This window comes from Chloroflexota bacterium, from assembly GCA_016197225.1.
Lineage (GTDB): Bacteria > Chloroflexota > Anaerolineae > Anaerolineales > VGOW01 > VGOW01.
This window is the reverse complement of sequence record JACPWC010000057.1, coordinates 78,616-101,261: the sequence shown is the minus strand read 5'-3', so window position 1 is coordinate 101,261 and position 22,646 is coordinate 78,616. Positions and strand designations below refer to the sequence as shown.

Genomic DNA, 22,646 nt, shown 5'->3' with positions numbered 1-22,646 from the left:
GGAAGGAGACCCTTAGAGTCTGAATATAAATGATTTCTAAATGATGGCTTTATACAATGGGCGCAAGAATAACACATTCATGAACGGACTGCCAGAGCCTATGCCTGAATTTTTACAAGCGCGCCCGCCCCGTTATCACCACTTTGTTTTGCTGGTGTGGGAGGAGCGCGACGCGGAGGGACAGCACGCGGCGTGGCGGTTCAGTTTGCAGGACTCGCAGAAGGAGGAACGTATTGGATTCAAAAATCTTGATGAACTCGTCGCTTTTCTCGAACGATGGATTCAAATTCCGCAGGAAGCCGAGAGCCATAGCGCGGAAGATAAAAACAAAAAAACCAAAGGAAGACTACCATGAAGAAAATACTCAAATGGATCGGCATTGTGGTGGGCGCGCTCGTCGGCCTCATTGTTCTGGCGCTGGCCGGGTTGTACCTCAGCGCCGAATTCCGGTTCAACAAAACCTACGACATTACACCCGAGCCAGTCACTGTTCCCACCGACGCGGCCAGTCTGGCAATCGGCAAACACTGGGCTGAAATGCACTGCCAGACCTGCCATGGCGAAGATTTGGGCGGCGGCCCGTTCTTTGATGATCCGTCGCTTGGCTACGTGGACGCGCCAAACCTCACGGCGGGCAAGGGCGGCCTCGGCGGCGCGAACACCGACGCCAACTGGGTACGGGCGATCCGGCACGGGATCAAGCATGATGGCACGTCGGTCTTCATCATGCCGTCCAGCGATTACTACTACCTCAGCGATGCAGACCTGGGCGGCGTCATCGCCTACGTGAAATCCGTTCCGCCGGTAGATCGCGAAACTCGCCCACGGTCGTTAGCGCCGTTCGCCAAAGTGCTGTATTCCCTCGGCGCGTTTGGCAACCTGCTCTATGCCGAGACGATTCAGCACGACGTGCGCCCGCCCGCGCCGCCGGTCGGGGTGACGGTGGACTACGGCGAGTATCTGTCCAACGCGAATGGCTGTCCCAGTTGCCACGGCCCGCAACTCAACGGCGCGCAACCTTCCGAACCGGGCGCCCCCTTTGCGCCCAACCTCACGCCCGGCGGCGAACTCGTCGGCTGGTCGGAGGCCGATTTCTTCAAAGCCCTGCGTGAGGGCGTCACGCCCGGCGGCCGCCAACTCGGCGACGCCATGCCGTGGAAAGGGCTGGGCAAGATGACGGATGATGAACTGAAAACCGTCTGGCTGTACTTGCAATCTCTGCCCAAGTTGGAGACGGCGACGAAGTAGCGGCGTAGACCTCACAGGTCTTGCGAAGCAGACCTGTGAGGTCTGCGAAATGTTTAGACGAAAGGAGAACTCTCATGAAAACCTGGTTCACATCCCTCAACGGCGCTTTGGCGCTCGCCGCCTTGGCCTGGCTCAGCCAATTGTGGCGGGCGCTGATTGACGCCACACAAGGCTTTTATTCAAACGCCACAGCCGGCAGTTCGCTCGTGACATTCACGTTGGTCTACACGGCCTTTCTCGCGGCATGGGCTTATGCCATGTATTCTGCCTCGGGCGGCAATCGCGGCGGCCTGATTGTGACCTTCGCACTCAACGCGCTGTTCTGGCTTGGTATTTCCGTCGGCACGCTATTCTTCTACTGCCCCGGCTGGTGCTCCAATTTCGCCGTCAATATCGCCAACTTGTCGAATCTGATTCTCGGCCTGCTGGCGGGCGTGGCGCTGGCAATGGCGCTTCGGCGGCAGGGCGCACAGACAGCAAGCAAACCCTAAGGGTCTTGGGAGGCACAAGATGTCCACAACTCAATTCCGCAATGAGATCAAACTCCTCCTGCAAGCCGGGCTGTTGATCTTCACCTTCACCGTCGGCGTCGGCATCCTCAACGGCCTCGATGTCGTTGACTTTGATCGCAAAATGCTCATGGCCCACGTCCACGCCGGGACGCTGGGTTGGATCACGCTCGGCTTCATCGCCGCCTGCCTGTGGATTTTTTCCGACGGGCAAGCCGTCACTGGATGGCGGGCCGCCGCGCCGCGCTGGCTGGGAGTCGCCGCCGCCGTGTCCATCGCCTTCTACGCTTACGCTTTCTACACCGGCAATCTGGACTTGCGGCTGGCCGGTGGAAGCCTGACGCTGGCCGCCATCGTGGGCTTCTACGTGTGGATCGTGGTTCAGATGCGGGGCGCGACTCTCAGCACGCCGCGCCTGGGCATGTTCGCCGCCGCCACCACGCTGACCATCGGCTCGGTGCTGGGGGTGATGCTGGGCATCTGGCTCAAAGGCGGCCTGCAATCCCTGCCTCGCGGAATCTTCGTCACCCATCCGACGACGATGGTGGTGGGCTATCTGGTGCTGGCCGGCATGGCCCTCAGCGAGTGGCGGCTGGCCCCGGAGTCGGCGGGGAAACCGGCCAGCAAGGCCGGGTGGGCGCAGGTGGCCCTGCCTTTCATCGGCGGACTGGTGCTCACGGCCGGCGCGCTGACCAACAACCAGATGGTCATCGGAATGTACATCCCGCTTCAGGTCATCGGCGTCATCATCTACCTGGTGCGGCTGGGGCCGAAGATGCTGGCCGCCCCGTGGCTGGCGGGCGGCCCGGAGCGGCACTACGCCATTAGCGCCGTCTTCCTCGTCGCCAACGTCGGGCTGATCACGTATCTGATCGTCAACTTCGTCAGCGGCGCATACGGCGACCCGCCGGACTTCGCGCTGATTCCCTCGTGGCTGATCTTCGCAATGGATCACGCCATGTTCATCGGCGTGATGACCAACGGGCTGTTCGGGCTGGTGTCCGAGGCGACGAGCGAGCGGCGCTCCTTCTGGCCGTGGGCCGATCACGCGCTCTTCTGGGGGATGAACGTCGGCGTGGTGGGCTTCGTCGTCGGGCTGGCCCAGAAATCGGCCATCATCAAAGAAGTGTTCTCGCCCATCATGGGCGCGGCGATCTTAATCGCCATCGTCACTTACACGCTTCGCCTGCAAACCGCGCCGAGGACGATGACGGCAAAAGCGGAGGCCTCATAAAGGAATAACCATGAATCAAATACAAGTACCTCCTCAACTTCGCATTTGGCAAATCGGTTTAGGGTTTGCCACCACCACCGTGCTTCATGCCCTGGTCAAGGCTGGGGTGATCGAGCAATTGCGCGAACAACCCAGGCGCTTGCCGGAACTGGCGCAGGCTTGCAATCTGAACGCCGACGTGCTCTACCGCACCCTGCGCTTTGCCGCAGTGAATGATGTAGTGACTCAGGAAGGGGAACAATACGCCCTGACCGACGTGGGCCGGTTGCTGCTCAAGGATGTGCCCGGCAGTATCTACATGGGCTTGATATTGATAGGCAGTAAGCCCTGGCAGAGTGCCTGGAACAATTTCTCTCATACCCTGGCCACCGGGGAGAATGCGTTCGAGCCAGTGATGGGCGCGAGCTTCTTCGAGTACCTCGACCAGCACCCCGAATACGGCGCGCCCTTCAACCAGTGGCAGACCATCCTGACCACCCTGGCCGCCCGCGCCATCGCCGAGGCTTACGACTTCACCCCGTTCGGGACAGTCTGCGACATCGGCGGCGGGCAAGGCATCCTGCTCAAGGGCATCCTGACTGCCAACCCGCGCCTGCGCGGCATCCTCTACGACCAGGAGAACGTGGTGAAAGAGCATGTGCTCGCCGACCTGGCCGGGCGCGTGGAAATTCAAGCTGGAAATTTCTTTGAGCGCGTGCCTGCCGCCGAGGTGTTGCTGATGAAGACCGTGCTTCATGATTGGAGCGACGAGAAATGTCAGGTCATCCTAAACCATTGCCGGCAAGCCATGCAGCCATCTTCGCGCCTGCTCATCGTTGAGAGGGTCATCGCCTCCCCAACGGATTTTGCGGGGGCGTTCTACGACTTGCACATGCAGGTATTGATGAATGGCAAGGAAAGAACGGAGAGCGAATTCAGTCTGCTGTTGCAAAAAGCGGGCTTGAAACTGAACCGGGTCATTCCCACTCCATCGCCAATGAAAATCATAGAAGCGTCATTATGATACAGGGCGCAACGCGGATGAACCCGACCGTTGGACGGCAACTCGAAGGAACTGAAGGGAGTGTGGAGAAATGAAATGGTTTTACGAACTCGTCTATGGCCGTTTCCGCGCCCCGTGGGACATCGGCCCGCGCAAGGAACTAGTGGAAGTGGTGGAGAGTGGGCGCATCCAACCCTGCAAGGCCATTGACCTCGGCTGCGGCACGGCAAGCAACGCCATCTTCCTGGCCCAACACGGTTTCGACGTAACCGGGACGGACTACTCACCAGCCGCTATTGCCCTCTGCCAACGGCGCGGCGCGGACGCGGGCGTCACGGTCAACTGGATTGAAGACGACCTGACGCATTTACAGCGCGTGCACGGCCCATTCGATTTCCTGGTGGATTGGGGCGTGTACGACGACTTGAGCTTGCCCCACCGGCGGGCATATCTCCGCAACGTCCTGCTACTGACCCACGCTCACAGCCGCTTCCTGATCTACGTCCATCAATGGCCCTTGCGCTGGTGGGAGCGGCCGCTCTATCGCGGGTTCGGGATGCAACCCATGTCGCCCGGCGAAGTGGAAGCCGACTTCGGCCCACATTTCACCATCGAGAAACTCGCCGAGCGCGTCTTCTCCTCCGGCTTCATCGGCGGCGAGGCGGTGTATTTGATGACAAAACTTCGAAAGAATTAACCCATGTCACCAAACACTTTTAGCCGGCTAATGGCAGGATACGTCATTGCAGTTGGCGGCACGGCCTTGCACGATGTGGCGGAATTTGGCGCGCCCTCGATCCAAAACACCATCCCGTTCTTCATTCTGGCCGGAGCTTTGTTATTCGTCTGGCGGCGATGGCCGCGTCTGGCCCGTGCCGCCCGAATAACACTCCTTGCGTTTGTGATGTTGGCGCTCACCGGCGGCGGCCTGGCCTCGGTGTTGCCGCTGGCATTCTGGCCGTGGAAGCCGGAGCAGTCAGCCGAACATTATCTCGTGCATGTTGCCTGGACGATGAGCCTGGCAGTATTTGCGTGGATGATCTTCAAACAAAAACGGGCCACTGCACAATAAACCCGTCGGCCATATAATAACAAAGTTGATGCGAAGCGTGCACCAACATAAGGCGAAGCCGACCTGCGTCGGCTAAAACCGCAGTCCACGAAGGTGGACTTTGCCTTGTATTGCCGCGATTTCCAATCGCCAAGCGACTTTGGGAAAGTCCTGTAGCAGAAGGCATTGTGTAATCCGGGGTTACATCGTTCGCGGTATAATCACCTCCGCAAACTATGTTCACCAGGAGCCTGTATGACTCTTCAAGGTAAAGTCGCCGTAGTCACCGGCGCCTCGCGCGGCATTGGCAAAGCCATTGCCGTTGAGCTTGGCAAGCGCGGGGCAAAAGTTGTGGTCAATTATTCCAAGAGCGTTGAGGGCGCGGAAGAGGCCGTGAACACGATCAAGGCCTCCGGCGGCGAGGCGGTTGCCGTTCAGGCCGATGTGACCGACGCCAAGGCCGCCGCCGCGCTGATCAAAGCCGCCACCGACGCATTTGGCCGGCTCGACATCCTTGTCAACAACGCCGGGACGACCCGCGACACTTTGCTGGCGATGATGTCTGAAGATGATTGGGATGTGGTGATCCGCACCAACTTGAAGAGCGCCTTTAACTGCTCCAAGGCCGCCGTGAAGACGATGATGCGCCAGCGCAATGGCCGCATTATCAACATCTCGTCGGTGTCGGGAGTGATGGGCAACGGCGGGCAGACCAATTACTCGGCCTCAAAAGCCGGGCTGATCGGTTTCACCAAGGCCCTGGCCCGCGAAGTGTCGGCCCGCAACATCACCGTCAACGCCGTAGCGCCCGGTTTCATCCCCACCGATCTCACGTCGTCATTGTCGGATGAGTTGAAGAGCGAAACGATGAAGGTGATCCCGTTAGGACGCTGGGGCGCGGCGGAGGAAGTCGCGCACGCCGTCGCCTTTTTTGCCTCCGACGAGGCGGGCTACATCACCGGCCAAACGCTGAACGTGGACGGCGGGATGGCGATGAGTTAGAGCAGAGAGTTAGAATATGGGACAAGAAGCTTCTTACGACAGTAAAATCGTGATCGCGCCTGAGGTGCTGATCACGATCGCCAAACTCGCCACCCTGGGTGTGCCGGGCGTGGCTCACATGGCCCCCGTGCCGGGCGGCATTGATCGCTACTTCAAACGCGGCGCCGCCGACGGCGTCCGCATTCAGGTGTTCAATCACGACCTGGCCGCCGACCTGCATATCGTCATCACCGGCGACGCCAACGCCCGGGCGGTGAGCGAGAAAGTGCAAAGCGAGGTGGCCCGGGCCATGTCGGAGATGGTGGGCATGACAGCCCGCACCGTCAATGTTCACATAGAGAATGTGGAGTTCGCCGAGTAGCGCTTTCCGGCCATGATGAAGGATCGCCGCAAGGCGCGCAGTTTAGCGTTGCAAGTTCTTTACGAAGTGGATTGCACAACTCACCCGGTTGAGGATGTGATCCGCTCCCGCCTGGAAGACACGCCTGTCAACGTTGACGTGGAAGTCTTCGCCCGCCAGATGATTGACGGCGTCTTGCGCAATGCCGCCGAACTGGACAGCCTCATCCACCGGCACGCGCCGGAGTGGCCGCTCGACCAGATGGCGATCATAGACCGCAACATTCTGCGGATGGCGATCTGGGAATTTGCCGTGAGCCGCACGAACCCGATCAAGGTTGCCATCAATGAGGCAGTGGAACTGGCAAAGGACTATGGCAGCGACTCGGCCTCCAGGTTTATCAACGGGGTGCTGGGGGCGCTGGCGGCCAAAGAGAATCAACTCGTCAACGAAATATCAGCCAAACAGGTCGGGTAAACGCATGGATCAATTTTTTGGGATTGGCCTCTGGGAATTGCTGATGATCGCCGTCATCGCGCTGGTGGTGCTCGGCCCCAGGCAGATGATCATTCTCTCGCGCAAGGCGGGCGAGTATTTGCGAATTCTGAATCAGATGTGGCAAAAGGCCTCGGCGGAGATCAAAGACCAGCTTGACGAGATCGAGGACGACTCGGGCGGCCTGGTGAAAGAGCTTGACGCGCTCAAAGACGAAGTGACGAAGAGTGTGCAGTCGCTTCAGGAAAATTTCACCATCGCTTCCCCGTTGCCGCCGAATGGTTCGGGGCAAACGCCGTCCCCCCAACCCACGACGGTTACCCCGTCAACATCCGCCGCCTCAACCGCCGACGAATCCAAGCCTGAGGCCGCGCCCGAGTCGACCACCTCCGCTCCGCCCAAGCCGTCCTATTCAGCCTGGGTGAGCAAGCCCAAAAGTTAACTATGGCAACACGAACCAGAGCACGCAAGGAAGCAACCAGCTTCCTGGAGCATCTCGAAGACTTAGCTATCACCATTCGCAATGCGGCCATCATCCTGCTGGTCTTTTGCACAGCCGGTCTGCTCTTCGCCGAACCGGTGCTGAAGTTCTTGATCGAACCTTACGGTGAAAAACTGCAAATTCTCAGCCCGACCGAGGGCATTTCAACCTTGATCCGGGTGGGCTTGACTCTGGGGTCTGCCGCCGCTTCGCCATTTGTCATTTACCAGTTAATTGGCTTTGCCATTCCCGCCTTTGAAACGCAACAGGAGAAACGGCTAGCGAATCTGCTTCGCTTCTTTATCATTCCGGGCGCGCTCATTCTATTTCTGATCGGCGCAAGCTTCGCCTGGTTCATTATGATTCCAGCGGCCATAGACTTTCTGGCTAACTTTGGCGTTGAGCTGTTTCAGATCGGATGGACGGCTGAACGCTTCGTGCCGTTCGTGCTCTCGCTCACGCTGTGGGTCGGCATCTCGTTCGAGATGCCATTGGTGTTTGCCTTTCTGGGAAGATTGGGTATCGTCAGCCCGCGAATTTTGCTCAGAGCCTGGCGAATTGCCATCGTCGCCATCGCCATCATCGCCGCCGCCATCACGCCCACAGTTGACCCCTTCAACATGATGCTGGTCATGGGGCCGCTCATCGCCCTGTACTTCCTCAGCATCCTCCTCACCGCCATCACCTATCGCGCTCGCCAGAGCCGGTAGAAAATTCCAGGAGACCTATGTCCAAAAAACGCATTTTGATCATGGGAGCCGCCGGGCGCGACTTCCACAATTTCAACACGTATTATCGCCAGAACGATCAAGTGGAAGTGGTAGCCTTCACTGCCACCCAGATTCCCGACATCGCCGGGCGGGCTTACCCGCCTGAACTGGCCGGGCCGAACTATCCCAAAGGCATTCCCATTTATGGCGAAGAAGAACTGCTCAAACTGATCGCCGATCTGAAAGTAGACGAAGTTGTGTTCAGCTACAGCGACATTTCGCACAACTATGTGATGCACAAGGCTTCTCAGGTGTTGGCCGCCGGCGCCGATTTCAGCCTGCTCGGCCTGCGGCACACGCAGGTCAAATCCACCAAGCCCGTCGTTTCCATCGGCGCGGTGCGAACCGGCGCGGGCAAGAGCCAGACCTCGCGCCACGTGGCCAGCATTTTGCGCGGGCTGGGCTACAACGTGGCCGCCATTCGCCACCCTATGCCTTACGGCAACCTCATCGCCCAGAACGTCCAACGTTTTGCCGAATACGACGATCTCGAAGAATACAACTGCACCATCGAAGAGCGCGAAGAGTACGAGCCGCACATTGATCGGGGCGTGGTGGTGTTCGCCGGGGTGGACTACGAGAAGATTGTGCGCGAGGCCGAGAAGGAAGTGGACATTGTGTTGTGGGACGGCGGCAACAACGACCTGCCGTTTTACGTCAGCGATTATCACATTGTGGTGGCCGACCCGCACCGCCCCGGCCACGAGTCCAGCTATCACCCAGGCGAGGCCAACGTGCGGCTGGCCGATGCGCTGGTGATCAACAAAGTGGACACGGCGGACTCCAGCGCGGTGATGAGTGTGCGCGAGAGTCTGCGCGGCCTGAATCCCAAAGCCGCTATCGTCGAGGCGGCTTCCCCGATCTTTGTGGACGACCCGGAGGCCATTCGCGGCAAGCGGGTGCTGGTGGTCGAAGACGGCCCCACCCTCACTCACGGCGAGATGGCTTACGGGGCCGGCGTGGTGGCGGCCAAACGTTTCGGGGCGGCGGAGATTATTGATCCGAAACCGTATGCCGTCGGCAGTATCATCGCCACTTACAAAAAGTATCCAACGACCGGCGCGGTGCTGCCGGCGATGGGCTACGGCGCGAAGCAGACCGAAGAACTGCGGCAGACGATCAACAACACTCCGGCAGACGTGGTCGTTGTCGCCACCCCAATTGACCTCAGCCGCCTGATCAAGTTCGACAAGCCGGCTCAGCGCGTGCGTTACGAACTGCAAGAGATCGGCCAGCCGACGCTGACGGAGTTGTTGACGGCGAAGTTTGGGGAGAAGAAATGACAAATGACGAATGACAAATGACGACCATCCGTCGTCTTTCGTCTATCGTCCTTCGTTCTCTTATGCCCGGCAAATACTTCGACGACCTGAACGTGGGCGACCACATCCAACATAGCCTGGGGCGCACCGTCACCGAGGCCGACAACGTGCTGTTCTGCGCCCTGACGATGAACACCCAGCCTCTGCACCTCAACGAGGACTTCGCCGCCAAAACTCAATTCGGCCAGCGCATTGTCAACGGCATCTATACCTTTGGCCTGGTCATCGGCCTCACTGTGCCCGACCTGACCGAGGGCACCATCGTCGCCAACCTGGGCTACGAGCGCGTCGTCCACCCCAACCCTGTCTTTCACGGCGACACGATCTACGTCGAAACCGATGTGTTGGAGAAGCGCGAGTCGGCCTCCAAACCGGATCGAGGCATCATCCGCCTAAAGCATATCGGGCGCAAGCAGGATGGGACAGTGGTAGTGGAAGTGGAACGGACTGTGATGTTTCTCAGAAGGCCGGGGGTATAATTGGCAACATGAAGACGGTAACTCGAACCCGATCTAAACGCCAAAAGGACACTCCGACCGAGCACCCACATATTGTGCAAAATCCGCCAAATAATCGGTCAGGCAGTCCGCACATTCGCGGAACAGGAATCCCTGTCTGGTTGATCGCGCGATTTCATCGGGCAGGGAATAGCGTGAACGATATTTTGCATCATTACCCGCACCTCAGAGCCGCCTGGGTTCATGACGCGATTAGCTATTATCTTGACCACTCGGATGAAATCAACAAAGAGCTGGCCGAGCAACGAGCCGCCCCCAACAATTTGGAGAAAATGGGTTTCAAGTTGGATAAGAGCGGCTTCTATATCTTGCGGCAAGAGCCTAAAAAACATAGCCCTTCCCACAACGGAAATAAACGCAAGAATGAAAGGCTGAAAGCTAGCGCCAAATGAGCGACGGCCTGCGTTTGTTTATTGCGCTATACACCGACGAGCATATATCAGCCAAGCTTGCAGAAGACTTGAGGGAAAAGGGTTATCAGGCAGAAAGCGCGCAGGCTTTGCGACATTTCAACTGGGACGACTCAGTTCATCTGGCTTACGCCGCAGAACACCAAATGGCGGTGCTGACTTTTGATCACAGGTTCAAGCTCGCCGCAGACGAACGGATCGAAAGCGGACAAGATCATTGGGGTGTTATTATCTCGCCGGAGTTGTCATTGGATCAATACGCCATTCTGCTTCACTGGACATTGACCCTCTTGGACAAACTAACCGCCGATGAACTTTATAACGCAGTAGTTTACCTCCAGCAGTTCCGCGAATGACCCGCCTCCGCCGCGCCCTCCTCTTCATGCCTGGCGACGACCGCCGCAAAATTGAAAAGGGCATTGCCGCCCAACCCGACTCGGTCATCATGGACCTGGAAGACGGCGTGGCTCTCAACCGCAAGGCCGAAGCCCGCGTTGTCATCGCCGCCGCCCTGACCGAGTTGGACTTTGGCTCCGTCGAAAGAGTCGTCCGCATCAACCCAATCGGCTCCGGGCTGGAAGCCGACGATTTGACCATCGCCCTCCCCGCCCGCCCCGAAGCCATCATGCTCCCCAAAGCCGAGTCGGCTGAACAAATAGACTGGCTTCACCGCCAAACCGACCTGCCGCTGTTGCTGATGATCGAAACCGCCAAAGGGCTGATCAACTTGAAGGAAATCGCCGCCGTGCCCGGTGTAGCCGCCTTGTGTTTTGGGGCCGACGACTACACTGCCAGCGTGGGCGGCGCGAGAACCCGCGACCGCGATAGCGCCAACCTGCTCTACGCCCGAAGCGCCATCGCCGCGTACGCCGCCGCCTTCGACCTGCAGGCAATTGATACGCCGTTCGTCAATTTGCAAAATGAGGCCTGGCTGCGCGACGAGACTCGCGCCATCGTCGAGCTTGGCTACAGCGGCAAACTCGCCATTCACCCCAAGCAGATCGCGCCCATCCTCGAAGCCTTCTGCCCCTCGCCTGAGGAAGTGGAGCGCGCCCGGCGGCTGGTGCAGGCTCACGAAGAGCATCAGGCCAAAGGCGCGGGCGCTTTCGCCTTCGAGGGCCGCATGGTAGACATGCCCGTCATTCGCGCCGCCCACAACGTGCTGGCGCGGGCGGGGATCAACCACTAATAGCAAGACGCCTACTGCAAGTTAAAAAACATGGCCCCTCAAACGAGGGGCCATGTTTCTATTCGTCGAACGAAGGGCGGCGTTTGCGGCGCAGGCGGCGAATCGCTTTCTTCTTTTCCATGCGGCGAGTCTCGCTCTTGGAAACGAACCAGCGTTTGTTGCGCAGAGTAGTCAACAGCCCGCTCTTCATCACTTTCTTCTTGAAGCGCTTGAGCAGTTGGTCCTGCGATTCATTCGGTCGTAAATTGACAACAGTCATCAATAATCACCTCCTTCGCCGTGAACTTCAAAGCGGCGAGATGATACCCCGCCCGGCGACTCTCGTCAATGGCCGAGTTCAATCAGCCGCTGGCCCCGGTCAACCGTCTCGCCGGGTGAAACCAGCACTTTGACGACCTTCCCGGCGTGCGGTGCGGCCACCCGAATCTCCATCTTCATCGCCTCCAACAGCACCAGCGCCTGGCCTTTTTCCACCAAATCGCCTTCTTTTACCAGCACGTTTCGCACCAGGCCCGGCATTGCCGCCTCCAGCGCCTCGTGGCCGCCCGCCCGTGTCGTTTGTCGTTTGGCCGCTTCTCGCTTCACGCCCCCGCTCGCCTGCCGCCCACTACCTGCCGCCGCGCCCGTCCCCAGCCTGAAACCATCCGCGCGTTCCCAGGGGTCTGCCGCCATTGCTCTCAATTCTGGCTTCTGACTCCTGACTTCTGACTCCTGTGCCTCTGGTTGCCAATCCCTCAAATGCTCTTCAATAAAATGCGTCGTCGTCTCGCCCCGCCCAAAAGCCGGGTGAGCCAGCACGGCACGCAAAAATGAAATATTGGTGGTGATGCCTGTCAACTTGTAGTCAGCCAGCGCCGCATCCATCTTGCGGATTGCGTCGGCGCGAGTCTCGGCGTGGGCAATCACTTTGGCGATCATCGGATCGTAGTGGATCGAGACCTCGTCGCCCGCCGCCACGCCGGCATCCACGCGCACGCCGGGGCGGACTGGTTCAATGGCCTCCTCGATCTTCCCGACCGACGGAAAAAAATTATTGGCCGGGTCTTCGGCGTAGACCCGGCACTCAATGGCGTGGCCGCGTTGCGAAAGATCACGTTGCCCGAACCAGAGGCGCTCGCCCGCCGCGATTCGAATTTGGGCCTTCACCAAATCCACGCCGGTCATCATTTCAGTGATCGGGTGCTCCACTTGCAGGCGGGTGTTCATTTCCAAAAAGTAGAAATTGCCGGACGGTTCAACGATGAACTCAACCGTGCCTACGCTGGCATAGCCGACGGCCCGGGCCGCCGCCACCGCCGCATTTCCCATCTTTTCTCTTATTTCCCTTGTGAGGAACGGCGACGGCGTCTCTTCAATAATTTTCTGATGACGACGCTGAATGGAACACTCACGCTCAAACAAGTGAACGGTCTCTCCGAACGAGTCGGCCAACACCTGAAACTCAATGTGGCGCGGACTCTCAATGTACTTTTCGAGAAAGATGCTATCGTCGCTAAAGGCATTGGCCGCCTCGCGCCGGGCCGCCGCCACTGCCTCGTCCAGTTCATCCGGCGCGCGAACGATCCGCATCCCTTTGCCGCCGCCGCCCGCCGCCGCCTTCACCAGCACCGGATAGCCAATCTTTTTTGCCGCTCCAGCCCATTGTTCATTGTTCATTATTTCATTGTTCATCGGCGAGAAGCCCGACGCCACAGGCACCCCAGCCTGTTCCATCATGGTTCGCGCTCCGGTCTTGCTTCCCATTTTGCGAATGGCTTCGGCAGGCGGGCCAATGAACACAATGCCTGCCGCCGCAACCGCCTCGGCGAAGTCGGCGTTCTCGGACAGGAAGCCGTAGCCCGGATGAATGGCGTCGGCGTTTGTGTTCCGGGCGGCTTCGAGCAGGCGATCAATTTTTAAGTAGGACTCGCGCGGCGCGGGCGGGCCGATGGGCACAGCTTCGTCGGCCAGCCGAGTGTGGAGTGCGTTGGCATCAGCTTCGGAGTAAACGGCAACAGTGCGAATGTCCATTTCCCTGCAAGCGCGGATGATGCGGACGGCGATTTCGCCGCGGTTGGCGATGAGAATTTTAGAGAACTTCAGGCATGATTCAATCGGTTGAATATCCGTCATCTTCTCCCTCCTCACATTCTGAACACGCCATACTTCGTCTCCTCCACCGGCGCATTGTAAGCCGCCGCAATCGCCAACCCCAGGGCACGCCGCGTCTCCACCGGATCAAGAATCCCATCATCCCAAAGCCGCGCCGTCGAGTAATAGGGACTGCCTTCGGCTTCGTACTTGTCGAGCGTGGGCTGTTTGAAAGCGGTTGCCTCTTCGGGCGACATCGGCGGCTTGCCCTCGCGGGCCAGTTGATCCTGCTTCACCGTCAGTAGAACGTTGGCCGCCTGCTCAGCGCCCATCACGCTGATGCGAGCGTTGGGCCACATCCACAGGAAGCGCGGCTGGTAGGCCCGCCCGCACATGCCGTAGTTGCCCGCGCCAAAACTGCCGCCGATGATGATTGTAAACTTGGGCACGCGGGCGTTGGCGACGGCATGCACCATCTTGGCCCCGTCTTTGGCGATGCCGCCCGCCTCGTATTCGCGCCCGACCATGAAGCCGGTGATGTTCTGCAAAAACAATAGCGGGATGTCCCGCGCCGCGCAAAGTTCGACAAAGTGCGCGCCCTTCAAGGCGCTCTCGCTGAACAGTACCCCGTTGTTGGCAATGATGCCGACGGGGAAACCGTCAATGCGGGCAAAGCCCGTCACCAGCGTCGTGCCGTAGTTGGCCTTGAACTCGCGCAGTTCGCTCCCGTCCACCAGCCGCGCAATCACCTCCCGCGCATCATAAGACTCGCGGAACGACTTTGGAATAATCCCATACAACTCCTCAGCAGGATACAGCGGTTCTTCCACCGACGACGGACGACCGACGACCGACGATTGTTGTCTACCGTCCATCGTCCTTCGTCCTTCGTCTCCCAGTGTCGCAACGATTTCTCTCACCATCTCCAGCGCCTGCTCATCGTCCTCGGCAAAATGGTCGGCCACGCCGGACTTGTGAGTGTGAACCCACGCGCCGCCCAACTCCTCGGCGGTCACTTCTTCACCCGTCGCCGCCTTCACCAGCGGCGGCCCGGCCAGAAAGATCGTGCCCGTCCCTTGAACAATCACTGTCTCGTCGCTCATCGCCGGAACGTAGGCCCCGCCTGCCGTGCAACTGCCCATCACCGCCGCAATCTGCGGGATGCCCAGCGCGCTCATCCGCGCCTGGTTGTAGAAGATGCGGCCAAAGTGATCGTGGTCGGGAAAGACCTCGGCCTGCAATGGCAAAAACGCGCCGCCAGAGTCCACCAGATAAATGCACGGCAGTCGATTCTCTTGCGCGATCTCCTGCGCCCGCAAATGCTTCTTCACCGTCATCGGCAGGTAGGAGCCGCCTTTTACCGTCGCGTCGTTGGCCACAATCAGGCACTCGCGCCCGCTCACGCGGCCAATGCCGGTGACGAGGCCCGCGCCCGGCGCTTCGTTGTGATACATGTGCCAGGCCGCCAATGGGGAGAATTCGAGAAATGGAGAATTGGGATCGAGCAGTTTGTCAATGCGCTCGCGCACAAACAACTTGCCCTGCGCCTCGTGCCGCCGCTGATACTTCTCGCCGCCACCCTGCCGGGCTTGCGCCAGCCGCGTCCGCAATTCTTCGGCCAGCGCCCGGTTGTGTTCGGCGTTCTCTTTGAAGCGTTCGTCGTTTGGGTTGAGTTGGGATTCGATGACAGGCATTGTTGGAAGTTGGGATTTGGGATTTTGGGAGTTGAGAATTGGGATTTGCCAATTGTTCACTCAGAGTATAATCCAAACCCATGATAACCCCTTCCCTCATCGTTCATGGCGGCGCAGGCAACATCCCCGACGCCGAAGTGCCGGATTACATTCACGGTTGCCGCGTCGCGGCCCAAACCGGCTGGGAAGTTCTGCAAAAAGGCGGCTCGGCGTTGGACGCGGTCGAAGCGGCGGTGAAAGTTCTCGAAGATGACCCGGCCTTCGACGCCGGGCGCGGCTCGTGCCTCAACGCCGCCGGTTACGTCGAAATGGACGCCATCATCATGGATGGCGTGACGCTCAACAACGGCGCAATTGCCGCCGTGCAACGGGTGCAGAACCCCGTCAGCCTGGCCCGGCTGGTGATGGAAAAAAGCAAGCATAACCTGCTGGTGGGCGCGGGCGCCGAGGCCTTCGCCCGGCGGCATGGCGTGCCAGACTGGCCCGAAGAGAATTTGATCACCTCTCGCGAACTGGAACGCTGGCAGAAGATTCAAGAATCCGGCGAAGATTTGGCCGATGTGGAATTTGCCCACGACACGGTGGGAGCCGTCGCCCGCGACGCGAACGGCCATTTAGCAGTGGCGACATCCACCGGGGGAACCGCCTTCAAGCTCCCGGGCCGGGTCGGCGACAGCCCCCTCATCGGCAGCGGCGCTTACGCCGACGATTTCAGCGGCGCGGCCTCGGCCACCGGCTGGGGCGAATCGCTCATGAAGATCGTCATCAGCAAAGCCGCCTGCGACTTGATCGCCAGCGGGCACACCGCCCAACAAGCCGCCGACGCCGTCATCAAACAACTCGCCGAGCGCGTGAAAGGACTCGGCGGCATCATCGTCATTGACACCCAAGGCCGGGTCGGCCACGCTTTCAACACCCCGCGCCTGGCTCGCGCCTGGGTGACGGCTGACGGGCAAATTGTGGCCGAGTGTTGATTTTGGATTTTAGATTGCAGATTGAATTAGGAGGCGCAAATGCAACCTGATCCGTCTTCACCTTTTGCTTCCGTCGTCGGACTGGGCGCGTTCAAAAGCGATCACAGCCCGGCAAAATCGGGCCGCTGGATCAACGTCATCTTCAGTGGGCTGATTGTCGTCGCCGGGCCGGTGCTCCTGCTGGTCGCGGCCTTCATGGCTTACAACGCCTACACTCGCTATGGCATTAGCAAGGTAGATGATTCCGGATTCATTCTTCCGCTGATTTGCGGCGTCATTGCCGTTCCGCTCGGCCTCTACGGCCTCTACAGCGCCTGGCGCAACTGGCCGCTGGCGGCGGCGCTTTACGACAACGGCTTTGCCTACAACGATCGCAACGGCTTCAAACAAGTGCGCTGGGATAATATTGACGCCGTCTGGCAAAACATCACCAAACACTATCGCAACGGCATCTACACCGGCACCACTTACCTCTACACCGTCCAGACCAAAGACAAACAGCGGATCGTGCTGGACAACAAATTCAAAAAGATTGAAGACCTGGGCAACGCCATCATCAGCGGCTCGGCCACCGCCCTTTTCCCCCGCTACCTCCAGGCTTTGCAACAGGGCCAGCGTCTTACCTTTGGCCCGCTCGCCATTGACCCCAACGGCATCTACTCTGGCAACAAATCACTGCGCTGGGACGAGATCAAAGGAATCAAGATTCATCGAGGCACGATCTCGGTGAAAAAAGAAGGCGGCTGGTTCAACTGGGCCACCGCCGGCGTGCCTCAGATTCCGAACTTTTTGATTTTCTACAACTTGATTGGAAGGCTGACTAAAGTCGAGTAGTCGCGTTGTCTTGTAGTCGAGTAGTCAAATCTTCATGCACGATGACCACCAAACTACCTGACCACTCGACCACCTGACTACCCATCATGCGAAACATCCGCATCTTCGGCGTTCCTATGGATTTAGGCCAGCGGCGGCGCGGAGTAGACATGGGCCCCAGCGCCCTGCGCTATGCCGGACTGAACGATCAGCTTCGCAAGATCGGCCACACCATCACCGACAATGGCAACCTCATCGTGCCCTTGCCCGAAAACGAGCCACCCGACAACTCGCGCGCCCGCCACTTGCACAGCATCGCCAGCGTGTGCCGCGACGTTTACGCCAACGCTCTGGCCTGCCTCGAACAGCACGAGACTGCCGTCTTTCTCGGCGGCGACCATTCGATCAGCATCGGCACGGTGTCGGCGATGGACACGCATGGCGAAAATGTGGGCGTGATCTGGGTAGATGCTCACGGCGATTTCAACACGCCCGATATAACCCCGTCAGGCAACGTGCATGGCATGGCCCTGGCGGCGTTGTTGGGGCGCGGCCCGGCAGAACTGACCGACATTGGCCGCCCCGGCGCAAAACTCAAACCCTCGGAGGCCGTCATCATTGGCGCGCGCGACCTTGATGCTCAGGAGCGGGTCGCTTTGCGCGAGTCAGGTATTCTAGTGATCACCATGCGCGACATTGACGAAATGGGAATGGCGGCGGCGGCCCGCCAGGCGCTGGAACGCCTGGGCCGGATGAACAAACTCCACATCAGCCTCGATATGGACTCTCTCGACCCGAACGAAGCGCCCGGCGTTGGCACGCCCGTTCCTGGCGGCCTCACCTACCGCGAAGCCCACTTGCTCATGGAAATCCTCTCCGACTCTGGCAAAGTTTCTTCGCTCGACATCGTCGAAGTCAACCCTGTTCTGGATGACCGCAACCGGACGGCTAAACTTGGAGTGGAGTTGGCAACGTCCCTTTTTGGGCAACGTATACTTTAGATGGGGTTACTGCCTTATCCCGGCACAGGCACAGCCAACCCAGGCGATATTACCGGAATGAGGCCAGCCGCCGGTTGATCTTTTGGGGCGACCTTCAAGAACTGCTTCGACGCCTCTGCCCAATTGTCCAGCAACGCTTGAGCCTTGTTGCTGGCGGCCAGTTGCGCATGTTGGGCGATCCAGACTCGCAACATTTCCAGGTCTTCGTCGCTGGGCGCTTCGACCTGAACCAACTGCCCGTTGATTCGCGCTGGCGCTCGCCCGTCCTCGTCGAGCAAAAAGGCGACGCCGCCCGTCATCCCCGCCGCGAAGTTGTAGCCAATGGAGCCTAAGATGATGGCAAGCCCGCCGGTCATATACTCACAGCCGTGGTCGCCCACGCCTTCGACAATCGCCGTCGCGCCGCTGTTGCGGACGGCGAATCGTTCACCGGCCCGCCCGGCGATGAAGACTTCGCCGCCGGTTGCGCCATATAGCACCGTGTTCCCGGCAAGCACGGGGGATTCCGCCCAGACTTCCGAACCCCAGACTTCCGAAGCGCCAAAGACCGGCGAGACTTCGGAAGTCTGTTTGATAACGATCCTCCCTCCAGCCAGACCCTTGCCCACGTCGTCGTTCGCTTCGCCCATCAATGTTAGATTTAGCCCCGGCACGCCAAATGCGCCGAACGATTGCCCGGCACTGCCCCGGAGCGTGACTTTGATCGTGCCCTCAGGCAGGCCGGCGTCGCCGTAGCGCATGGCAATCTCGCCGGCCAGCCGCGCCCCAAAGGCGCGGTCGCGGTTGGTGATGTGGTACACAAAACTTTCCCGGCGCAGAGGCCGCCAGGGGTGGTCAAGGATTGAGTGTTGCTCGCAATCTGCCAGAAGTTGCTCGTTGAGCGGCGAGTCCGAAGGAACGCGATTCGGCTCACCCGTGTAACGCCGGGAGCCATCACCCGGCGGCGCGAGCAAGAGGCGGCTGAGGTCCAGAGGCCGCTCACGCGGAGCGGCCATCTGCTTCAACAATTCCACCCGGCCAATCGCTTCGTCGAGCGACTCCAGCCCGAGGCTCGCCAGAATCTCACGCACTTCTTCAGCGGCGTGCATGAAGAAGGCCATGATTTGTTCGGGCGTGCCGTCGAACTTGGCCCGCAGTTCCGGGCGTTGGGTGGCGATTCCGGCCGGGCAGGTGTTGAGGTGGCAGGCGCGGGCCATGAGGCAACCTTCGGCCACCACCGCCGCCGTGCCGAAAGAGTATTCGTCCGCGCCGAGCAGGGCGGCCACGACCACATCGCGCCCGGTGCGCAGGCCGCCGTCGGCTCGTAAACGAACGCGCTCGCGCAAGCCGTTCTCGATCAGAACGTACTGCGTCTCGGCCAGCCCAAGTTCCCAGGGGATGCCCGCATATTTGATACTGCTCAACGGCGACGCGCCGGTGCCGCCGGAACTGCCGCTGATGAGGATCGCGTCCGCGCCCGCCTTTGCCACACCCGCCGCGATCGTGCCAACTCCCGCCTGCGCCACCAGTTTGACCGAGATGATCGCCCGCGGGTTGATCTGCCGCAAGTCGTAGATCAACTGCGCCAGGTCTTCGATGCTGTAAATGTCGTGGTGCGGCGGCGGCGAGATGAGCGTCACGCCGGGCGTGGCGTGACGGATGGCGGCGATCTCGGCGGTGACTTTGTGGCCCGGCAATTGCCCGCCCTCGCCGGGCTTGGAGCCTTGCGCCATTTTGATCTGCAATTCGTCTGCCGAAACGAGATAGGCCGGGGTGACGCCAAAGCGGGCCGAGGCCACTTGCTTGATGCGGTCGTTGCTCTCGCCGTAGTAACGCGCCGGGTCTTCGCCGCCCTCGCCGGAGTTGCTCCACGCGCCGAGGCGGTTCATGGCAATCGCCATGGTCTCGTGCGCCTCTTTCGAGAGCGCGCCGTGCGACATGGCGGCGGTGGAGAAGCGGCGGATGATCGTGGGAATGGACTCCACCTGATCGGTAGTAATTGGTAATTGGTAATTGGTGTGAAAGTCCAGCAGGTCGCGCACGTCTACCGGCGCTCGCGAGTGTTGGAGCTTGCTGTAGCGTTTGTAAGCCGAGTGCCCTTCGGCCCAGTGGCCGTTGAGCGCGCCGGGGGTGCGCACCGCATCGCGCAAGGCATGGACAACCGCCGGGCTGAAAGCGTGCTGTTCGCCGTTGCGCTTGAATTTGTAGAAGCCGGGGCTGTCGAGGGAAGGCCGGTCTACGCCAAACGCGGCCCGATGCCAGGCCAGCACGATGTCGGCGATTCCGTCCAGGCCGAGGCCTTCCAGGTGTGAGGCCGTCCCGACAAAATAAACGTCTACTACTTCACTACTCAAGCCGATGACCTCAAAAATCTGCGCGCCGCAATAAGCATCTACGGTGCTGATGCCCATCTTGGACATGATCTTCAACAGACCGCGCTCGGCGGCATGAAGATAACGTGCCGCCGCCTCTTCGGGGGACACCTGATCCCGGCCCGACCCGGCGGCGGCCGCCAACACCAGGTAAGGGTTGATGGCCGCCGCGCTATAACCGACGAGTGCCGCAAAGTGATGCACCTCGCGCGGCTCGCCGCTTTCGACTACTAAATCTACCTGCACCCGCAAATCACTCCGCAAAAGATGATGATGAACCGCGCCGAGAGCGAGGAGCGATGGGATGAAAGTGTGTTCGGCGTCCACGCCCCGGTCGCTCAGGACGATGGCTTGCGCCCCGGCCCGCGCCGCCTGTTCGGCTTCGGCGCACAGCCGGTCGAGCGCCAACTGCAACCCGGGCGCGCCCTCTGCCGCCCGGAACAGCGTTGAGAGAGTCACCGCCTTGAGTTCAGGATCGGCTTTGAGGGCGGCCAACTGGGCGTCGGTCAGGAAGGGGCTGTCGAGTTCGAGCAGTCGAGCCTGCTCCGGCGTTTCAGCCACGAAGTTGCCGCGCGCGCCGAGCCGGACACGGAGCGACATCACCAACTCTTCGCGCAGAGGGTCAATCGGCGGGTTGGTCACTTCCGCGAAGCGCTGGCGGAAATAGCCGAACAGCGGACGGGGCTTGTCCGAGAGCACCGCCGGCGAAGTGTCGTCGCCCATCGAGCCGATGGCCTCGGCTTTGTTTTCGACCATTGGACGGATCACCGTGACCAGTTCTTCGTTGGTGTAACCGAAAGCGGCCTGCTGGCTGATGGTCGCTTCGCGTGGCTGATGGCCGCTTCGCGTGGCTGTTGCAGGGAGTTTTCGCAGATTGTCGCGCACCCAAACGCCATAGGGCTTTCGCGCGGCGAGTTCGGCTTTGATCTGGCCGTCCTCGAAGAACAGGCCGCGCGCCGTGTCCACCGCGATCATCTGGCCGGGGCCGAGTTTGCCTTTGACGAGAACGCGCGCTTCATCTACGGCCACCGCTCCGGCCTCGGACGCCGCCGCGATCAATCCATCCTCGGTGACAACGTAACGGCACGGGCGCAGGCCGTTGCGGTCGAGGGTTGCACCGACGGTTGCACCGTCGGTGAAGACCAGGGCCGCCGGCCCGTCCCAGGGTTCGGTCAGGCAGGTGTGGTATTCGTAGAAATCGCGGACGGCATCGGTCAGGTCGGGAAGCTTTTCCCAGGCGGGCGGGACCAGCATGGTGAGCGCGTGCCGGATGTCGCGCCCGCCCATCATCAGCAGTTCCGCCGCGTTGTCGAGCATCGCCGAGTCACTGCCGCCGGTATCAATCACCGGGCGGAGAAGACCTGACAGGTCTAATTGCGGCTCGCGCGTCTTCATCCAGTTAATGTTGCCCTGCAAAGTGTTGATCTCGCCGTTGTGGCACAGCACCCGGAACGGTTGGGCGCGCTGCCAGGTGGGAAGCGTGTTCGTGCTGTAGCGTTGATGAAAGACGGCTAGCGGCGCTTCGTAATCGGGGTCTTGCAGGTCGGCGTAGAAAGCCGGAAGTTGCGGGGCGAGGAGTAAGCCTTTGTAGACGATGGTGCGCGAAGAGAAGGAGGGGACGTACGCGCCGAGGGGGCGGGCGTGGCGCTCGAAGTGTTTGCGGGCGAGGTAGAGGGAGCGCTCAAATTGGTAATTAGTAATTGGTAATTGGTTATAGATTATTGCCTGCATGATGCGCGGCATGGTGGCGCGGGCGCGTTCGCCAATAGCGTCGGGGTGGGTGGGGACTTCGCGCCAACACAAGAGGCGGAGGCCCTGTGCCGCGAGCGCCGACTCGGCCAGAGCCATGCACTGCTCGGCTGTGTCCGGCTGAAAGAAGAAAACGCCGACGGCTAGTTGATCGGGATTGACGGAATGGCCGGTGAGCCGTTCAGCCTCACGGGCGAAGAGGTTGCGGGGAAGAGGGGTGAGCACGCCTGCCCCGTCGCCAGTGCGCGCGTCGGCAGACAATGCGCCCCGGTGTTGAAGGTTGTTCAGCGCCTCAAGGGCTTGAAGCAGAAGAGCGTGGCTTGGGCGGCCATGCTGGTCGGCCACAAAGCCGATGCCGCAACCGCCGCGATCAAAACGAGGGGCGTAGGGAGAGAGAGAGGAATTAGAGAATGAAGGGTGAGGCAAGGGGTTGCTCCGTTCCG

Annotated in this window: 24 protein-coding genes; 20 read left to right on the top strand and 4 right to left on the bottom strand. The window is 60.2% G+C overall.

What is annotated here, in order from left to right; translation table 11 throughout:
- The first annotated feature begins 40 nt into the window (after window positions 1-40).
- The 17 genes from HYZ49_10095 (at window position 41) to HYZ49_10015 (ending at window position 11,551) form a co-directional block, all read left to right on the top strand.
- On the top strand, window positions 41-355 hold the full coding sequence (locus HYZ49_10095; GenBank protein ID MBI3242630.1) for a hypothetical protein: 315 nt from the start codon (window positions 41-43) through the stop codon (window positions 353-355).
- Window positions 352-1,248: a c-type cytochrome gene (locus HYZ49_10090; GenBank protein ID MBI3242629.1), complete on the top strand. Its 897-nt coding sequence runs from the start codon at window positions 352-354 to the stop codon at window positions 1,246-1,248. Before HYZ49_10095 ends, HYZ49_10090 begins: the two co-directional genes overlap by 4 nt.
- A gap of 74 nt (window positions 1,249-1,322) precedes the next feature.
- A complete protein-coding gene (locus HYZ49_10085) occupies window positions 1,323-1,739 on the top strand; it encodes a hypothetical protein (GenBank protein ID MBI3242628.1) in 417 nt (138 codons plus the stop codon).
- Window positions 1,740-1,758: 19 nt separating this feature from the next.
- Entirely contained in the window at window positions 1,759-2,991 is a 1,233-nt protein-coding gene (locus HYZ49_10080) for a hypothetical protein (GenBank protein ID MBI3242627.1), read from the top strand.
- Window positions 2,992-3,001: 10 nt separating this feature from the next.
- Window positions 3,002-3,994, top strand: coding sequence for a hypothetical protein (locus HYZ49_10075; GenBank protein MBI3242626.1), 993 nt, complete (start codon window positions 3,002-3,004; stop codon window positions 3,992-3,994).
- A gap of 70 nt (window positions 3,995-4,064) precedes the next feature.
- Window positions 4,065-4,670, top strand: coding sequence for a class I SAM-dependent methyltransferase (locus tag HYZ49_10070; GenBank protein ID MBI3242625.1), 606 nt, complete (start codon window positions 4,065-4,067; stop codon window positions 4,668-4,670).
- Window positions 4,671-4,673: 3 nt separating this feature from the next.
- A complete protein-coding gene (locus tag HYZ49_10065) occupies window positions 4,674-5,045 on the top strand; it encodes a hypothetical protein (GenBank protein MBI3242624.1) in 372 nt (123 codons plus the stop codon).
- Between the two features lie 234 nt (window positions 5,046-5,279).
- Window positions 5,280-6,026 carry a 3-oxoacyl-[acyl-carrier-protein] reductase gene (fabG, locus tag HYZ49_10060; GenBank protein ID MBI3242623.1) on the top strand — a complete coding sequence of 249 codons (747 nt, stop codon included), beginning with the start codon at window positions 5,280-5,282 and terminating at the stop codon, window positions 6,024-6,026.
- Between the two features lie 16 nt (window positions 6,027-6,042).
- A complete protein-coding gene (locus tag HYZ49_10055) occupies window positions 6,043-6,387 on the top strand; it encodes an Asp23/Gls24 family envelope stress response protein (protein MBI3242622.1) in 345 nt (114 codons plus the stop codon).
- A 12-nt stretch (window positions 6,388-6,399) separates the two neighbouring features.
- Window positions 6,400-6,843: a transcription antitermination factor NusB gene (gene nusB, locus HYZ49_10050; protein ID MBI3242621.1), complete on the top strand. Its 444-nt coding sequence runs from the start codon at window positions 6,400-6,402 to the stop codon at window positions 6,841-6,843.
- Window positions 6,844-6,847: 4 nt separating this feature from the next.
- Window positions 6,848-7,303, top strand: coding sequence for a twin-arginine translocase TatA/TatE family subunit (locus tag HYZ49_10045; protein ID MBI3242620.1), 456 nt, complete (start codon window positions 6,848-6,850; stop codon window positions 7,301-7,303).
- 2 nt (window positions 7,304-7,305) lie between these two features.
- Window positions 7,306-8,052 (top strand): twin-arginine translocase subunit TatC, encoded by a 747-nt coding sequence (gene tatC / locus HYZ49_10040; protein MBI3242619.1) that lies wholly within the window; start codon window positions 7,306-7,308, stop codon window positions 8,050-8,052.
- A gap of 17 nt (window positions 8,053-8,069) precedes the next feature.
- Window positions 8,070-9,395 carry a GTPase gene (locus HYZ49_10035; GenBank protein ID MBI3242618.1) on the top strand — a complete coding sequence of 442 codons (1,326 nt, stop codon included), beginning with the start codon at window positions 8,070-8,072 and terminating at the stop codon, window positions 9,393-9,395.
- Between the two features lie 62 nt (window positions 9,396-9,457).
- Window positions 9,458-9,913: a MaoC family dehydratase gene (locus tag HYZ49_10030; GenBank protein ID MBI3242617.1), complete on the top strand. Its 456-nt coding sequence runs from the start codon at window positions 9,458-9,460 to the stop codon at window positions 9,911-9,913.
- 8 nt (window positions 9,914-9,921) lie between these two features.
- Window positions 9,922-10,344 (top strand): DUF433 domain-containing protein, encoded by a 423-nt coding sequence (locus HYZ49_10025; protein ID MBI3242616.1) that lies wholly within the window; start codon window positions 9,922-9,924, stop codon window positions 10,342-10,344.
- Entirely contained in the window at window positions 10,341-10,718 is a 378-nt protein-coding gene (locus HYZ49_10020) for a DUF5615 family PIN-like protein (protein ID MBI3242615.1), read from the top strand. Before HYZ49_10025 ends, HYZ49_10020 begins: the two co-directional genes overlap by 4 nt.
- Entirely contained in the window at window positions 10,715-11,551 is an 837-nt protein-coding gene (locus HYZ49_10015) for a CoA ester lyase (protein MBI3242614.1), read from the top strand. Before HYZ49_10020 ends, HYZ49_10015 begins: the two co-directional genes overlap by 4 nt.
- 58 nt (window positions 11,552-11,609) lie before the next feature.
- On the opposite strand, the gene rpsU is transcribed toward HYZ49_10015, so the two are convergent.
- The 3 genes from rpsU to HYZ49_10000 all read right to left on the bottom strand — a co-directional run bounded on the left by rpsU (window position 11,610) and on the right by HYZ49_10000 (window position 15,315).
- Window positions 11,610-11,810: a 30S ribosomal protein S21 gene (gene rpsU / locus HYZ49_10010; GenBank protein ID MBI3242613.1), complete on the bottom strand. Its 201-nt coding sequence runs from the start codon at window positions 11,808-11,810 to the stop codon at window positions 11,610-11,612.
- 65 nt (window positions 11,811-11,875) lie between these two features.
- Window positions 11,876-13,663, bottom strand: a complete 1,788-nt coding sequence (gene accC, locus HYZ49_10005) for an acetyl-CoA carboxylase biotin carboxylase subunit (GenBank protein ID MBI3242612.1) — start codon at window positions 13,661-13,663, stop codon at window positions 11,876-11,878.
- A gap of 11 nt (window positions 13,664-13,674) precedes the next feature.
- Window positions 13,675-15,315: a methylcrotonoyl-CoA carboxylase gene (locus HYZ49_10000; GenBank protein MBI3242611.1), complete on the bottom strand. Its 1,641-nt coding sequence runs from the start codon at window positions 15,313-15,315 to the stop codon at window positions 13,675-13,677.
- A gap of 80 nt (window positions 15,316-15,395) precedes the next feature.
- Between HYZ49_10000 and HYZ49_09995 the strand changes: the two genes are divergently transcribed.
- The 3 genes from HYZ49_09995 (at window position 15,396) to rocF (ending at window position 18,103) form a co-directional block, all read left to right on the top strand.
- Window positions 15,396-16,289, top strand: coding sequence for an isoaspartyl peptidase/L-asparaginase (locus HYZ49_09995; protein ID MBI3242610.1), 894 nt, complete (start codon window positions 15,396-15,398; stop codon window positions 16,287-16,289).
- A gap of 39 nt (window positions 16,290-16,328) precedes the next feature.
- Window positions 16,329-17,123 carry a hypothetical protein gene (locus HYZ49_09990; protein ID MBI3242609.1) on the top strand — a complete coding sequence of 265 codons (795 nt, stop codon included), beginning with the start codon at window positions 16,329-16,331 and terminating at the stop codon, window positions 17,121-17,123.
- Between the two features lie 86 nt (window positions 17,124-17,209).
- Complete coding sequence (rocF, locus tag HYZ49_09985; protein ID MBI3242608.1) at window positions 17,210-18,103, top strand: arginase; 894 nt, start codon at window positions 17,210-17,212, stop codon at window positions 18,101-18,103.
- 14 nt (window positions 18,104-18,117) lie between these two features.
- Here the strand turns inward: rocF and gltB are convergent, their stop codons facing one another.
- Window positions 18,118-22,629, bottom strand: a complete 4,512-nt coding sequence (gltB, locus tag HYZ49_09980) for a glutamate synthase large subunit (protein ID MBI3242607.1) — start codon at window positions 22,627-22,629, stop codon at window positions 18,118-18,120.
- Between the last annotated feature and the right edge of the window lie 17 nt (window positions 22,630-22,646).

What these genes read in the sequence shown, in the direction of transcription:
- HYZ49_10095 (MBI3242630.1), top strand. Translation starts at nt 41, where the DNA reads ATGATGGCTTTATACAATGGGCGCAAGAATAACACATTCATGAACGGA.
- HYZ49_10090 (MBI3242629.1), top strand. Translation starts at nt 352, where the DNA reads ATGAAGAAAATACTCAAATGGATCGGCATTGTGGTGGGCGCGCTCGTC.
- HYZ49_10085 (MBI3242628.1), top strand. Translation starts at nt 1,323, where the DNA reads ATGAAAACCTGGTTCACATCCCTCAACGGCGCTTTGGCGCTCGCCGCC.
- HYZ49_10080 (MBI3242627.1), top strand. Translation starts at nt 1,759, where the DNA reads ATGTCCACAACTCAATTCCGCAATGAGATCAAACTCCTCCTGCAAGCC.
- HYZ49_10075 (MBI3242626.1), top strand. Translation starts at nt 3,002, where the DNA reads ATGAATCAAATACAAGTACCTCCTCAACTTCGCATTTGGCAAATCGGT.
- HYZ49_10070 (MBI3242625.1), top strand. Translation starts at nt 4,065, where the DNA reads ATGAAATGGTTTTACGAACTCGTCTATGGCCGTTTCCGCGCCCCGTGG.
- HYZ49_10065 (MBI3242624.1), top strand. Translation starts at nt 4,674, where the DNA reads ATGTCACCAAACACTTTTAGCCGGCTAATGGCAGGATACGTCATTGCA.
- fabG (MBI3242623.1), top strand. Translation starts at nt 5,280, where the DNA reads ATGACTCTTCAAGGTAAAGTCGCCGTAGTCACCGGCGCCTCGCGCGGC.
- HYZ49_10055 (MBI3242622.1), top strand. Translation starts at nt 6,043, where the DNA reads ATGGGACAAGAAGCTTCTTACGACAGTAAAATCGTGATCGCGCCTGAG.
- nusB (MBI3242621.1), top strand. Translation starts at nt 6,400, where the DNA reads ATGATGAAGGATCGCCGCAAGGCGCGCAGTTTAGCGTTGCAAGTTCTT.
- HYZ49_10045 (MBI3242620.1), top strand. Translation starts at nt 6,848, where the DNA reads ATGGATCAATTTTTTGGGATTGGCCTCTGGGAATTGCTGATGATCGCC.
- tatC (MBI3242619.1), top strand. Translation starts at nt 7,306, where the DNA reads ATGGCAACACGAACCAGAGCACGCAAGGAAGCAACCAGCTTCCTGGAG.
- HYZ49_10035 (MBI3242618.1), top strand. Translation starts at nt 8,070, where the DNA reads ATGTCCAAAAAACGCATTTTGATCATGGGAGCCGCCGGGCGCGACTTC.
- HYZ49_10030 (MBI3242617.1), top strand. Translation starts at nt 9,458, where the DNA reads ATGCCCGGCAAATACTTCGACGACCTGAACGTGGGCGACCACATCCAA.
- HYZ49_10025 (MBI3242616.1), top strand. Translation starts at nt 9,922, where the DNA reads ATGAAGACGGTAACTCGAACCCGATCTAAACGCCAAAAGGACACTCCG.
- HYZ49_10020 (MBI3242615.1), top strand. Translation starts at nt 10,341, where the DNA reads ATGAGCGACGGCCTGCGTTTGTTTATTGCGCTATACACCGACGAGCAT.
- HYZ49_10015 (MBI3242614.1), top strand. Translation starts at nt 10,715, where the DNA reads ATGACCCGCCTCCGCCGCGCCCTCCTCTTCATGCCTGGCGACGACCGC.
- rpsU (MBI3242613.1), bottom strand. Translation starts at nt 11,810, where the DNA reads ATGACTGTTGTCAATTTACGACCGAATGAATCGCAGGACCAACTGCTC.
- accC (MBI3242612.1), bottom strand. Translation starts at nt 13,663, where the DNA reads ATGACGGATATTCAACCGATTGAATCATGCCTGAAGTTCTCTAAAATT.
- HYZ49_10000 (MBI3242611.1), bottom strand. Translation starts at nt 15,315, where the DNA reads ATGCCTGTCATCGAATCCCAACTCAACCCAAACGACGAACGCTTCAAA.
- HYZ49_09995 (MBI3242610.1), top strand. Translation starts at nt 15,396, where the DNA reads ATGATAACCCCTTCCCTCATCGTTCATGGCGGCGCAGGCAACATCCCC.
- HYZ49_09990 (MBI3242609.1), top strand. Translation starts at nt 16,329, where the DNA reads ATGCAACCTGATCCGTCTTCACCTTTTGCTTCCGTCGTCGGACTGGGC.
- rocF (MBI3242608.1), top strand. Translation starts at nt 17,210, where the DNA reads ATGCGAAACATCCGCATCTTCGGCGTTCCTATGGATTTAGGCCAGCGG.